The 12,515-nt window shown below is 45.5% G+C and carries 12 protein-coding genes; 3 read left to right on the top strand and 9 right to left on the bottom strand.

Going from position 1 to position 12,515, the window contains the following annotated elements:
• Positions 1-100 precede the first annotated feature (100 nt).
• Genes msrA through G601_RS27205 form a run of 3 tightly spaced genes read right to left on the bottom strand, consistent with a single transcriptional unit; the run spans position 101 to position 1,386 of the window.
• Positions 101-610: a peptide-methionine (S)-S-oxide reductase MsrA gene (gene msrA, locus G601_RS22370; protein WP_035790473.1), complete on the bottom strand. Its 510-nt coding sequence runs from the start codon at positions 608-610 to the stop codon at positions 101-103.
• A 34-nt stretch (positions 611-644) separates the two neighbouring features.
• The gene (locus tag G601_RS0107510) at positions 645-857 is read right to left on the bottom strand and encodes a hypothetical protein (protein WP_026664999.1); all 213 of its coding nucleotides are present in this window, start codon (positions 855-857) and stop codon (positions 645-647) included.
• 49 nt (positions 858-906) lie between these two features.
• A complete protein-coding gene (locus G601_RS27205; RefSeq protein ID WP_330368819.1) occupies positions 907-1,386 on the bottom strand; it encodes an aldo/keto reductase in 480 nt (159 codons plus the stop codon).
• Between the two features lie 459 nt (positions 1,387-1,845).
• Here G601_RS27205 and G601_RS0107495 point away from each other — a divergent pair, with 459 nt between their 5' ends.
• The gene (locus G601_RS0107495) at positions 1,846-3,216 is read left to right on the top strand and encodes an MATE family efflux transporter (protein WP_026493547.1); all 1,371 of its coding nucleotides are present in this window, start codon (positions 1,846-1,848) and stop codon (positions 3,214-3,216) included.
• Between the two features lie 712 nt (positions 3,217-3,928).
• Here G601_RS0107495 and G601_RS27200 read toward each other — a convergent pair.
• The 3 genes from G601_RS27200 to G601_RS0107480 all read right to left on the bottom strand — a co-directional run bounded on the left by G601_RS27200 (position 3,929) and on the right by G601_RS0107480 (position 8,879).
• Positions 3,929-4,234 (bottom strand): PspC domain-containing protein, encoded by a 306-nt coding sequence (locus G601_RS27200; protein WP_081673432.1) that lies wholly within the window; start codon positions 4,232-4,234, stop codon positions 3,929-3,931.
• 334 nt (positions 4,235-4,568) lie between these two features.
• Positions 4,569-6,164 (bottom strand): glycoside hydrolase family 9 protein, encoded by a 1,596-nt coding sequence (locus G601_RS22360; RefSeq protein ID WP_035790471.1) that lies wholly within the window; start codon positions 6,162-6,164, stop codon positions 4,569-4,571.
• 156 nt (positions 6,165-6,320) lie between these two features.
• Positions 6,321-8,879, bottom strand: coding sequence for a glycoside hydrolase family 3 protein (locus G601_RS0107480; protein WP_051205664.1), 2,559 nt, complete (start codon positions 8,877-8,879; stop codon positions 6,321-6,323).
• Positions 8,880-9,107: 228 nt separating this feature from the next.
• Between G601_RS0107480 and G601_RS0107475 the strand changes: the two genes are divergently transcribed.
• On the top strand, positions 9,108-9,329 hold the full coding sequence (locus tag G601_RS0107475) for a hypothetical protein (RefSeq protein ID WP_026493544.1): 222 nt from the start codon (positions 9,108-9,110) through the stop codon (positions 9,327-9,329).
• Positions 9,330-9,412: 83 nt separating this feature from the next.
• On the opposite strand, the gene G601_RS0107470 is transcribed toward G601_RS0107475, so the two are convergent.
• Positions 9,413-9,979, bottom strand: a complete 567-nt coding sequence (locus tag G601_RS0107470) for a rhomboid family intramembrane serine protease (RefSeq protein ID WP_026664995.1) — start codon at positions 9,977-9,979, stop codon at positions 9,413-9,415.
• 53 nt (positions 9,980-10,032) lie between these two features.
• Here G601_RS0107470 and G601_RS0107465 point away from each other — a divergent pair, with 53 nt between their 5' ends.
• Complete coding sequence (locus G601_RS0107465) at positions 10,033-10,236, top strand: hypothetical protein (RefSeq protein ID WP_035790470.1); 204 nt, start codon at positions 10,033-10,035, stop codon at positions 10,234-10,236.
• 9 nt (positions 10,237-10,245) lie between these two features.
• On the opposite strand, the gene G601_RS0107460 is transcribed toward G601_RS0107465, so the two are convergent.
• Complete coding sequence (locus G601_RS0107460) at positions 10,246-11,790, bottom strand: Y-family DNA polymerase (RefSeq protein WP_330368818.1); 1,545 nt, start codon at positions 11,788-11,790, stop codon at positions 10,246-10,248.
• Positions 11,783-12,427 (bottom strand): MBL fold metallo-hydrolase, encoded by a 645-nt coding sequence (locus G601_RS0107455; RefSeq protein WP_026664992.1) that lies wholly within the window; start codon positions 12,425-12,427, stop codon positions 11,783-11,785. The genes G601_RS0107460 and G601_RS0107455 overlap by 8 nt, the downstream gene beginning before the upstream one ends.
• Positions 12,428-12,515: the final 88 nt, after the last annotated feature.

Here is a 12,515-nt window from a genome sequence, read left to right as displayed (position 1 = left end):
TTCACATCAATAAAGGTGCCCTATAAGAGCACCTTCATAAAAAAAATTTTTATTAAGATTCTTGTTAATTATACAATGCAAAAATCCACTAAACAAGCGCTTACTCTGCCTTGCCTTTTTTCTTGTAAAGCTCGAACATCACAGCAGGAATGTGGCAATATCCTGTAGGATTTTTCACAAGGTACTTCTGATGGTATTCCTCAGCGCTGTAGAAGTTTTCAAGCTCACACACCTCAATAGCACTCTTCTGGCCGATCTCTTTTTCAAGCTCCTCCATCTTCTTCTGAATGATCGGAAGCTGCGCATTGTCTGTATAATAGATTCCTGTGCGGTACTGGATTCCTTCATCCCCGCCCTGCTTATTAACTGAAACCGGATCGACAATCTTGAAATAATTATCGATAAGCTCCTCGAGGCTTATCCTGCTGCTGTCGTACACCACCTTAACTGTCTCGGCGTGGCCTGAATCGTTGCAGACCTCCTCGTAGGTGGGGTTCTGTGTCGGTCCGTTGGCATAGCCGGTTTCCGTACTCTCTACTCCATCAAACTGATCAAAAAATCTCTGGGTTCCCCAGAAGCATCCCCCTGCAAAATAGATTGTTTCACTCATTCATTTTTTCCTCTTCTGACTTTCTTAAATTTATCTAGTAACGGAATTTTTTCATAATTCCGGCAACTATCCTCTCATTCACCGGAAGGAATATTCCGGCAACAGGCCCAACCAGCGCAACACATATAAGCGTTCCCGCACCGGATTTAATGACCATCGTCATTCCGTAAGCAAGAATCACGCATCCCAGCGCCACCATCAAAATCACGGATCTTATGATCCATTCCTTTTTTGTTCTTGCCCCCATAGCCATCCTTTTCAATATTATCAGATTAAATTGTGTCTATGAGTATACTTTACGGTAAGAACTTTCCAGCTGCAAGATATAATTCATACCAATCGTGATGTGAGAGCTTAACGTCAGTCGCTGTGCAGATATCCTTGATATGCTCAGGATTCATGGTTCCGATTATCGCCTGCATTTTTGCCGGATGCCTTAAGATCCATGCGATTGCTACTGCTGCCTTGGACACGCCTTCTCTGTCTGCCAGCTCTCCAAGAACCTTGTTGAGCTCAGGGAAATCCGGATTGTCAATGAAGGTTCCGCCAAACATGCCAACCTGAAGAGGTGACCATGCCTGATTTGTGGGAATGTTGTTATTTTCTGAAGCGATGTGTCGCCGCCTGGCGAGGGGGAAGTTACGTCTATATGTTTGATTTACTATCGACTGGTTACCTCGGGGAGGGGCTGTTCCGGGCGGCGTTGCGTCAATTTGCCCTATTACACTTATATCGGTTACCTCGCGGAGGGGCTGTTTCGGGCGACGTTGCGTCAATTTGTCCGATTACACTTATATCGGTTACCTCGCGGAGGTTCTGTTTTGGGCGACGTTACGTCAATCCGCGAACTATTATTCATACCGGTTGCACTGAGAGAAAGCAAGTTAAAAAGGAATTACGCCTGCCTGGGGGATTATCCCTAAACTGGTTACCTCGCGGGTGCTTTGTTCAATGGGACGTTACGCCAATCCGCGAACTATTATTCATACCGGTTGAACTAAGAGAAAGCTTGTTGGAAAGGAATTACGCCGGCCTGGGGGATTATCCCTAAGCTGGTTACCTCGCGGGTAAAATCCACATAGATGAGGTACGTCAATCCGCGAGCAATTATTCAGATCGGTTAAACAGTGAAAAATCAAGTTGAAAGAGAGCCAATAAGATACGTATACTTGACAATAAATAGTGTGCAAAGTAATATCCATTTCTGGAAAATTACGAACAAGGAACAGATTTCAATGACAACGAAAGATCCATTAAAGGCAATAAGAAATGGTCAAAAGCTTACTTTAAGAGAAGAGATTTCTTTGATTCTTCATCTTAGTCTTCCGGCGATTTTGGCTCAGATTTCATCAATAATAATGCAATATATAGACGCATCCATGGTAGGGCATTTGGGTGCTGGAGCCTCGGCGTCCATAGGTCTCGTATCTAGTACCACCTGGCTTTTTGGCGGAGTTATGACCGCTGCAAGTATGGGATTTACGGTACGCGTGGCACACAGAATTGGAGCAAAGGATGAGGCCGGTGCGCGAATGATAGTCAGATGGGGACTTCTTACAGCGCTTTTGTTTAGTGTTGTTCTCTCTGCGACAGGCGTTATCATAAGCGGATTCTTACCCACATGGATGGGTGGTGCACCGGAAATAAGACATGATGCGTCAAACTATTTTCTTGTTTATGCTCTGACAATTCCAATTCATGAGATGCTTTATGTATCCCAGGGAATGATCCAATCCAGCGGAAACATCAGACTTCCCAGCATATTCAGCATTATTATGTGTGCACTTGATGTACTATTTAATGCGCTGCTCATTCCTAGATTAGGCGTAGTTGGTGCGGCTCTTGGTACATCTATATCCATAGTTATTACAGCATGCATCATGCTTTATCTTCTCTTAGTTCGTTCAGAGATGCTGCACATTGCAGGACGAAGAGAAGAGATTCCGCGGTTCAGGATCTTTGCAAATGAAGAACTGCCGAAGGCTTTGAAAATAGCCATTCCGGTTGCAATCGACAATATCATCATGGGCTTTGCTTACGTTGCGTTTACAAGAATTGTTTCACCCTTTGGAACTATCGCTGTTGCAGCTAATTCATTCTCAATAACCGCAGAGAGTCTGTGCTACATGCCGGGCTTTGGAATAGGTGTCGCTGCAACAACTGTTGTAGGACAGTGTATTGGTGCAAAAAGAAAAGCGCTCGGAAAAAGACTGGGCTTTATTGCGGTTGCTCTTGGCATGACAATAATGGGATTAAGTGGTGCACTTATGTGGATACTTGCACCGCAGATGATTGGAATCCTCACTCCTGATGAGCAGATCAGAGAATTGGGAACGCAGATCCTCAGAATTGAAGCATTTGCAGAACCGCTTTATGGAGCTTCAATTGTTGCAGCCGGTGTGTTCAGAGGTGCAGGAGAGACACTTCTTTCAAGTGTACTCAATCTCATAAGTGTCTGGACTGTAAGAATTCCACTGGCTGCATTTCTTGGTTCAAAGTATGGACTTAAGGGCGCATGGATAGCTATGTGCACAGAGTTATGCGTACGAGGAACATTATTCCTTATCAGACTGTTCTTGTGGAAGACTAATAATAAGGCGAAATGAATGGTGTGAAGTCTATGGGAGGTTTTGTTCGCGGATTGACGTACCTCATCTATGTGGATTTTACCCGCGAGGTAACCAGTTTAGGGATAATCCCCCAGGCCGGCGTAATTCCTTTCCAACAAGCTTTCTCTTAGTTCAACCAGTATGAATAATTGTTCGCTGATTGACGCAACGCCGCCCTGAATGTTGCCACCGCGAGGTAACCGATTTAGGGACAAGCCCCCAGGCCGGCGTAATCCCTTTCCAACTTGCTTTCTCTTAGTTCAACCGGTCTGGATAATTGTTCGCGGATTGACGCAACGCCGCTCTGAATGTTGCGCCCGCGAGGTAACCGATTTAGTGACAATCCCCTAGCCCGGCGTAACAACCTTCCAACAAGCTTTCTCTCAGTGCAACCGGTTGGAATAATTGCTCGCGGATTGACGCAATACCTCCCGGAACAAAGCTCCCGCGAGGCAACCGATTAAAGGGCAATCAAACAGATAGACGTAACGCCACCGCCCCAGCACTCCAGCGCAACAACCAGTTTAGAAGCAACTCCACAGATAGACGTAACCCCTCCACCAAACCACCGCCACCGCTCCCAAAAAGGCCACAAACCAAACAAAAAAACACTACAAAAAGCCCCGGAACACGTTCCCTCTCGTGCTCCGGGGCTTCAATATATATCAAATATATAGTTCCCTCTATATATGCTTATCCTGCGCTGTGATTAGCGGTAAATTTCTTCCTTAACGCCGTTGTTCAGTCTAAATCCAACGGGCTCTGCATTGATCACGTTCTTCTCCTCGATGTTTCTGGGCTCTGATCTATACTCATCACCCTCGATATAATCAGGACTGTCGTTCATGATAAATGCAAGCAGGATATAAACGAAAATACTTGTTCCCCATGCAAATGCTAAGATTCCCCAAATGAGTCTGACAATGAATGGATCAATTCCGAAATACTCAGCGATACCACCACATACGCCACAGATCTTACGATTGTTGCTTTTAACTAATTTCTTTTTACTCATAATACTCACCTTTCTTTGCATCACACATTGTTTATGTCCCCCGAAGATGCTTCGGATTCGCATTTCTATTTGATGTAACTAATATAACTCCCAGTCATCTCCGCATAAATTATGATTATGGCGAAAACGATACAGTTAATTTTCCTATTTAGCACGTTGAAGTACCGTTACAAATCACTATTTCACACACTGCCCAATCTCATCCGCCATATCACTTATTCCAAAGTCAAAATACCATCAAAAAAATACAGACCCGACTCATTCACTGAATCAGGTCCGTATTACACAGATTTAATTCTATTTCAAAGCTCATCCTCACTGTGAGGACTAATCATCACTTAACCGAATTCATGTACCCAAGTGCAAACACAAGAGGTGAATTCCAATAAATTGTTATCTCATTGGTTGAGTAGGATCTCATATCATCCGCATATCTTCTCATGGCAGGCTTATCTGACATGTTATCAGGATTAGCAGCTTCGTCGCAGGGTCTGTAGTTCGGACCACCTGATACGAATCCCGGGATAGGCTCATCTATTCCGTCAGCCTCTGTGGGACGAAGATGAGGGTGTCTGAATGCTCTCTCACCAATTCCTGTCACATAGCTAAGGTCCATAGCATTTCTTCCGAAGATGTAATCAAGCTGATACTCCGCCGCCTCAAGATAGCTGTCATCCTTTGTAAGACGATGAGCCACACATAAGATCATGGAATTCATGAGAACCACCATGTTACTTCCCCAGGTGAATTCCTCAGGTCTTAGTGTAATTCCAAAGGCGTTACTCTCAGCAAGGCCCTTTAATCTGTCAGCTTCATCGAGCCACTTAAGAGTCATTCTCTTGTAAAGGTCCTCTCCGAAAAGCTCTGCTCCGCCGTTTATTACAGCCAGAGTTCCAAAGCCTCCGACGTCTGCCCATCCAAGGCATGAGAGATTTATGCGAAGCTCCATTACAGCGAAAATGATCTTCTTTGCATCTTCGTTTTTATCAAGGCGATACATCTCGGTTGCTGCCCAAAGTCTCTCGTCGGTATCGCACATATCCTCGTAGGTTCCTGTTGTAACTTCCTTCGGATTCTCAAAAAGGAATGAAGGATTTTTTACAAGCCAGTCCCATGACTTCCTTGCTGCATCTGCAAGAGTGTCGGCGTAAGCTGCATCGTACTGTCTGTAAATGCGGCTTGCGAGAGCCATGATTGCTGCAAAGTCAGCTGTTGCAAGACTTGATACAGGAGTGATGACCATAGGAAGATCATCCTCATCAGGCATGATAAATCCGCAGAAATTCTGGGATGTACACTTATGATGAACACCGCCGTCCTCATCCTGCATATCAAGGATCCAGTCTAACTCATACTTGCACTCAGCAAGGATATCCGGCATCGCACCGCCGCTCTCCGGAATGTTGAGGTCCAGCCCCAGTTCCTCAGGGAACATCTCATAACCATATAAAATGTGTCCGAGAGCAACAGCACCTGCTGTCACATATCTTCCGTAATCACCTGCGTCATGCCAGCCGCCCAGCATTTTGCGTTTTATGGACTTATCCTCAAGCATGTGTCCGCCGCCGCAGTGGCAGGCCTTTCTTGCAAATACTCCGGCATACTTTTCCTCAAGCTCCATGCCGCAGCGCTGGAAATAAAACATCTTCATTGAAGCCCAGAGAGCTTCGTCGTAATGCTTTTTCCCAATAACAAACTCAGCGCTTTTGTTACCCTTTCCATCTGTGAAGTAATATGTACCCTCTTCCTTCACCTCTGAAAAATCGATAACTGCTGCTTCCTCTGCACTGTTGGCGTCAAACGAGAGCTCGCACTCACCGTTCTTTATCACCTTTCCGTCCTTGTTGCAGAGTGTGTAGTTCTTATCCCCCACCAAAGTTGCGTGTTTTACCTCTTCCGGCGCATAGCCGGCCTGATTCACGTAGATCATACAACCTCCTCTAGTCCAGTAAACTTCTTAGCTTTGCTTATCTTACCATATATTACAAAAACTTCCCACACTATCATCACGGGAAAATGCCCATTTTGTTAGTGCGGGAAGCTCTTGTTTAAACTCTATTTACTTCTTTTTCATAAAACCATCAAATCAATATCTGCACTTAAGAACACAATCGAGGATTCTTCTGGCGCAGGACTGAAGCTCTGCTCTTGTAACACCTGCATCAAGAATGTTCTGAACGTCAGCGTCTGAGCCGGGCATTGTAAGGTCATTACCTGTTCTTACGCAGTCTGCAGCGTTGGAGCTTCCATACTTAAACTTTCTCTGCTCCATCTCGATTCCGCCGGTGGTTCCCCAGTCAGTCATAACAACGCCCTCGAAGCCCCACTCGTTGCGGCATACAGCTGTGAGAAGATCGTAGTTGTTAGCTGCGTGCTTGCCGTTGATGAGGTTATAGCTTGTCATGATTGAAAGCGGCTGAGATTCCTTAACTGCAACCTCGAAGCCCTTGAGGTAAATCTCTCTGAGGGCACGCTCGCTTACATGAGCATTTGTATGCATTCTGTTATCTTCCTGGTTGTTGCATGCAAAGTGCTTGATTGTTGTACCGCAGCCCTTGTGCTTCTGAACGCCCTTGGTATCTGCTGCTGCGCACATTCCTGCATAGAACGGATCCTCTGAATAGTACTCGAAATTTCTTCCGCAAAGAGGATTCTTCTGTATGTTCATTCCGGGAGCAAGCCACAGGTTAACTCCAAGCTCCTCCATCTCTGCACCTACAAGGTCACCTGCCTCCTCGATTACATCCATGTTCCAGGTCTGAGCAAGCATTGTTGCGATCGGAATAGCTGTGCAGTACTGATAGTACTTTGTAACCTCGCCCTTGATGTCAGTCTTGGGACCTTCGTCCTTACCGGGAAAATCGAAGGCCATGGCACTAAGCTCAGGGATGAACTTATCCTCTTCATCTACAGCGAAATAAGGTGTAAGTCTAAGACCTGCAGGTCCGTCTGCAAGTACAAGGTTGTGAACGCCTCTGTCGTCAGCCATCTTGGAGCTTGTATCTCCGGCAGCACCGGGTACAACAGCAGAAGCTGTTCCGATAACTGAAGTCTGACCAAAGCCGCCTCTTGCTGTACCTACGCAAAGGTCAGCCATCTCCTCTCTTGTGAGCTGTCCGAGAAGATCATCGAGAATTGCCTTTCCTGCCTTAACATCTGCCAGAGTAACTTTTTCAGCGCTGTCGTTCTTAAGCTCAACAGGCTCGCCCTCATACTCAGTAGTAATAGTCTTAATTACGCCATCTGCGAGAGTAAGAACCCTGGCGCTTGCCTTTTCATCCTCCTCATCGTCGTATGTAAGTGCCTTATCACCCTTAGCTGAGAGTTCTTCAAGCTTTGTGTCGATCTCGAATCTGTTTGAAAGCTTGTAGGTTGTAATAAGAGATGTAACCTCTACAGCAGCAACAACATGTGTGCAGCCTGCATTTTCACCGATTCTGATGAAGTACTTACCGGGCTCAAGAATGTAGGAAGCAGACTCCTCATCGTATGATGCAAACTCTGAAACCTTAGCCTTAAGAGTAAGAACCTCCTCTTCTCCGGGAGCAAGCTCCTTGGTCTTTGCAAAGGCCTTAAGCTCCTTAACGGGCTTTTCAAGCTTTCCATCAGGTGCTGAAACATAGAGCTGAACCAGCTGCTTTCCGCTGAACTTACTTCCTGTATTTTTCACACTGACCTTAGCTGTAACTACCTCGCCATCGAGGGTCACTTCCTTGGTGCAAATCTCAAAATCTGTATATGAAAGTCCATATCCGAAGGAATATGCGGGCTTTTTACCGAATGAATCAAAATAGCGATATCCTACGTAAATGCCTTCCTTGTAGTATTCATCATCAACGTCACCGTTCTGGGAGCTGAAGGTGTCATAGGCCGGATAGTCTGAATAGTTCTCAGCCCATGTCATAGCAAGGTGTCCTGTAGGCATTGATTTTCCGAAAAGAACATCTGCAAAAACAGTTCCAATAACGTTACCTGCCTGGCTCATTAACAGAACAGCGCCAACCCCCTTGGTGCTTCTGAGAGCCTTGGTATCAATAACACCGCCCACGTTAAGAGCTACAACAAACTTATCGTAGCGGGCAGCAAGCTTCTCGATGTTCTTCTTCTCGTTGTCTGTGAGCTCATAGTCACCTGCAACAGGCTTGCGGTCGCGGCCCTCACCGGAATCTCTTGCAATCACATAAACAGCGGCATCAGCGTCCTCCATCTCGCCATCAGCGATCTCCTGAACATCAGGATCGTGATAGGGATTGTTGAAGTACTCCATGAAAGCAACCATGGGATTACCTGTGCTCTTTACCATCTCCTGGATGTGCTCGTCATACTTAGCCCTTGAATCCACGCAGATCTTATCATAGCCATCAAGCCATGCACCTGACACGATCTCGTATCCTGCTTCCTTTATACCCTGCTCGATTCCAACCACGCTTCTGCTGTTAACGTCTCCAGAGCCCTTTCCTCCTTTGATCATGTGACGTGCACCGTTACCAAACAACGCTATCTTCTTAACTCCGTCCCCAAGCGGAAGTGTTCCGTCATTTTCAAGAAGCACCATACCTTCAGCCGCAAACCCTCGAACCTTCTCCATATGTGCTTTTTCTCTGGCAGACATCTCTGCCACCTTAGATGCTCTCCAAATACCCATTGTCATTGTCTCCTTCTCTAAAAAAGTAATGTTTCGACTCTCACATTTTACTACAATATTTTTGCATAAATATATGAAATCAATCATTAATGCATTATATTTATTGCAATTTTATGCCCAATTTCAAAATTCCAATGATTAATTTTCATCAATTACATTTGCATATATTAGTGTTAGAATAGGCACTAGAGATACGACAACCCTTCACCATAAAAAGGAGTCAAGAATATGCCAGATTTAGCTGCTTTTCCTTCCAGGATAACTATTGACGGTTTCATTTACGACAAGCAGGGGTACAATGATATTGGCGGTGTTTTCTACAATTCCAAGGATAATCCTTCCGATATCACCAGTAAGTTCATCAGTTTATACCCTGATGGCAAGCTTACATATCTCTTCGATGGCCTGGAGCTCATCTGGAACAAAGACTACCAGGTTATCTCCTATTAAAACAGAATAAAAAAGATCAATAATTAACGCCAGTCATTTTATGCATGACTGGCGCTTCTTTGTATTTTATAAAATATTGTCCATTAACGATTCTTATTTAGTCTATAACCAACAACAGCTCCTACGATACCACCAAGGATATGAGTTAAATTTGATACGTTGTCCTGAAGAAAGATGCCTTCGTATACCTGCTGCCCGATGAAAACTACGGTTACAAGGATGAAGGTCAGCGGAATCTCACCCTCCTTAAAGCCTGTGAATGAGGTCATAAGGATAAAGGCAAATACTACGCCGCTGGCGCCGCAGAGGGCTGCATTGGGAAAGATTATGAAGTTTACGAGGCCCGTCACAATTGCGGTGATGATTATTACCATTACGAGCTTTGGTGAGCCGTACTTTTCCTCAAGCATGGGACCAAGGAGAAGCAGGTATGTCGCGTTACCTATGAAGTGCTCCCAGCCGCTGTGTCCAAAGACGTGAGTCAGCATCCTTATGTAAGTAAAGGGTGATGCCAGCGATGAGTGATAGGTCATAAACAGGAACATGTTCGATTTTCCTACTGTTATGAAATTCAGTAGCAGCACCGCAAAGCTGATAAAAATGAATCCCAGTGTTACCGGGGAATTGAATGTGATCTTGAACTTTTTCATACTAGCCTCCTAAATAATTTGTGTCACTAACCATAGTATTCTATACTGTTCCTATGGGAAAGTACGACGATATCATCAATCTGAAAAGACCAATTTCAAAAAATCATGCCCCTATGCCAATGGAGAACAGGGCTGCTCAGTTCATGCCCTTCGCAGCGCTCACGGGCTATGATGACAAGATATCTGACGCAGGGAAAACCTTCGAGGAGAACATCCTCAAGGCCGAGCATCCGGAGGAAGAATTCCCTGAATGCTGAAATGTGCGTTTACGCCTTATGTCCGCCTATCTGTCTTCCCCTCTCCATTCCGGTTGCACCTTCCTGGAGAGACGTCCCCTTAACAATGGCATTTTTCCCGAAGCGTTTTTGAATCTCGAGAGTTGCCTTCTGAAGCGCAAGCTCCTTTTCATCGGCTTCCTTCCTCTCCTTTTCCTTCAGACTTTTTTCCTCATAATTATCAAAAAGTGAAAGCTGCTCGTAGGTCTCCTCCGCCTGCTTTTTTGCATCGGCTTCATCAAGAACATGGGCCGCCACAATGTTAACCCTTCTGATGAGGAGATCGGGATTTACGTGCTCGTCATATATCTCAAGCGCTGCATCTATTATGTGCCCCGAAAGAGATGTAAAGCCCTCTAGCTTAAAGCTTCCGTGGGCGTGCTCCGGCACCTCTCTTCCGTAGTAGTCCTTCTTGATCTTACCCTTATATTTCTTTGAAATCTCTGGATCCTTAAGGCTCTCCATGTCATAGCCCACGGTGAGTACCACCTGATCTGTAACCTTGCCACCATCCATAAGCTGCATAGCCAGCGCGTCCGCCATCTCCCTGACAATTATCCTCGCCTTGTCGTAGGTGTATGGGCAATGCAAAACCTGACCCTGGCTGAGGCTGTTATTCTCAGGCTTATAGTTCTTAATCATCTCCATGGTGCAGGGCTCGTAACCCCAGGCGTGGTCTATCAGGAGCTCAGCGTTTATTCCGAAGGTCTTGTATAAGAGCTCCTCATTATGAAAATCCTTAGAGCTTCCAAGGCTGCACCTTGCGATATCTCCCATGGTGTAAAGTCCCATGGAGGAGAGCTTTTTCACATAGCCCCTTCCCACTCTCCAAAAATCCGTAAGCGGGGTGTGCTCCCAGAGCTCCCTTCGATAGCTCATCTCATCAAGCTCAGCTATGCACACGCCATTTTCATCAGCCTCCACGTGCTTCGCCACGATGTCCATCGCAACCTTGGCGAGATAAAGATTCGTTCCAACTCCAGCCGTGGCCGTAATTCCTGTCGCTTCCTTCACCGCCTGTATCAGCATCATTGCCAGCTCTCTCGGAGTCTTTTTGTGAATGCTCAGGTACCCCGTCGCATCTATGAAAACCTCATCAATGGAGTACACATGAATATCCTCGGGAGCGATAAATTTAAGGTAGGTCCTGTAGATCTCGGTGCTTACCTCCATGTACCTTGCCATTCTGGGAACGGCTGCTATGAAGCCAAGCTTTAGAGAAGGATCCTTTGCAAGCTCCTCCTCGTCATCGGACTCACCTATGAAAACTCTGCCGGGAGCCTTCCTCAGCCTCTCCTCATTTATATCCTTAACCTTCTGCTCCACTTCAAAAAGCCTGGCTCTTCCCGGTATCCCGTATTTTTTCAGGGATGGGGAAACAGCCAGACAGATTGTCTTGGAAGTTCTGCTCCTGTCTGCAACTACGAGGTGCGTAGTCAGCGGATTCCTGGTTATATCCTGGCATTCCACCGATGCATAAAAGGATTTCAGATCTATCGCGATATAGGATTTTTGATTATTACTTGTCTCACTCAAAATACTGTATTTTCTCTACAACCTTCACCGGGCTCTTAACAAGTCCTGCAAAGGCTTTACCGTCAGTCTGCTTTCCAACGATCGTACCGTAATGTGTAGGAATTGCATATTCAGGTCTGATTGTATTGATAAGGTCAGCCGCCTTCTTAACATCCATGGTGTAGGTTCCGCCTACGGGTACCATGGCGATATCGCATTTTACCTTCTTGGCTTCCTTGGTCACGCCGGTGTCGCCTGCGATATAAACGCGCTTACCATCAACTCTTAAAATGTAGCCAACCCACTCCGCACGCTTCGGGTGGAAGGGCTTGATATTGTTGTACGCGGGGATGGTCTCGATCTCGAAGCCATCAAACTCCTTGTACACCCCGGGTTTAACCGTAACGATTACCTTTACCTCACGCTCAAGCTCTCTGGCATCCTCCACCATTCTCTCAGGACATACGAGGACTGTGGACTCCTTGATAACCTTGCGGATGTCCTCCAGTGAAAAATGATCGTAATGTGCGTGTGTGATCAGAACATAATCAGCATCATTGGTTTTTTCTCTTATCCTGAAGGGATCGACGTAAATCGTTCCACCTCCGAATTTTACTCGTATGCTGCTATGTGTGAACACTTCAATATTATCTAACATTAAATACTCCCTTAAAAACCTTTTCCCTCTATAACTTTAAATAAACAAATTGATAACAATATTATAATAAATTGTTACAAATTATTAA

The sequence above is a fragment of the Butyrivibrio sp. FC2001 genome (assembly GCF_000424125.1).
Taxonomy (GTDB): domain Bacteria; phylum Bacillota; class Clostridia; order Lachnospirales; family Lachnospiraceae; genus Butyrivibrio.
Note: the sequence above shows the minus strand (reverse complement) of the source record. Positions and strands in the feature narration are given on the sequence as shown.

Coding starts and splice junctions, on each gene's coding strand:
- msrA (WP_035790473.1), bottom strand. CDS start 610: ATGAGTGAAACAATCTATTTTGCAGGGGGATGCTTCTGGGGAACCCAG.
- G601_RS0107495 (WP_026493547.1), top strand. CDS start 1,846: ATGACAACGAAAGATCCATTAAAGGCAATAAGAAATGGTCAAAAGCTT.
- G601_RS0107455 (WP_026664992.1), bottom strand. CDS start 12,427: ATGTTAGATAATATTGAAGTGTTCACACATAGCAGCATACGAGTAAAA.
- G601_RS0107470 (WP_026664995.1), bottom strand. CDS start 9,979: ATGAAAAAGTTCAAGATCACATTCAATTCCCCGGTAACACTGGGATTC.
- G601_RS27200 (WP_081673432.1), bottom strand. CDS start 4,234: ATGAGTAAAAAGAAATTAGTTAAAAGCAACAATCGTAAGATCTGTGGC.
- G601_RS0107475 (WP_026493544.1), top strand. CDS start 9,108: ATGCCAGATTTAGCTGCTTTTCCTTCCAGGATAACTATTGACGGTTTC.
- G601_RS22360 (WP_035790471.1), bottom strand. CDS start 6,164: ATGATCTACGTGAATCAGGCCGGCTATGCGCCGGAAGAGGTAAAACAC.
- G601_RS0107510 (WP_026664999.1), bottom strand. CDS start 857: ATGGGGGCAAGAACAAAAAAGGAATGGATCATAAGATCCGTGATTTTG.
- G601_RS0107465 (WP_035790470.1), top strand. CDS start 10,033: ATGGGAAAGTACGACGATATCATCAATCTGAAAAGACCAATTTCAAAA.
- G601_RS0107480 (WP_051205664.1), bottom strand. CDS start 8,879: ATGGGTATTTGGAGAGCATCTAAGGTGGCAGAGATGTCTGCCAGAGAA.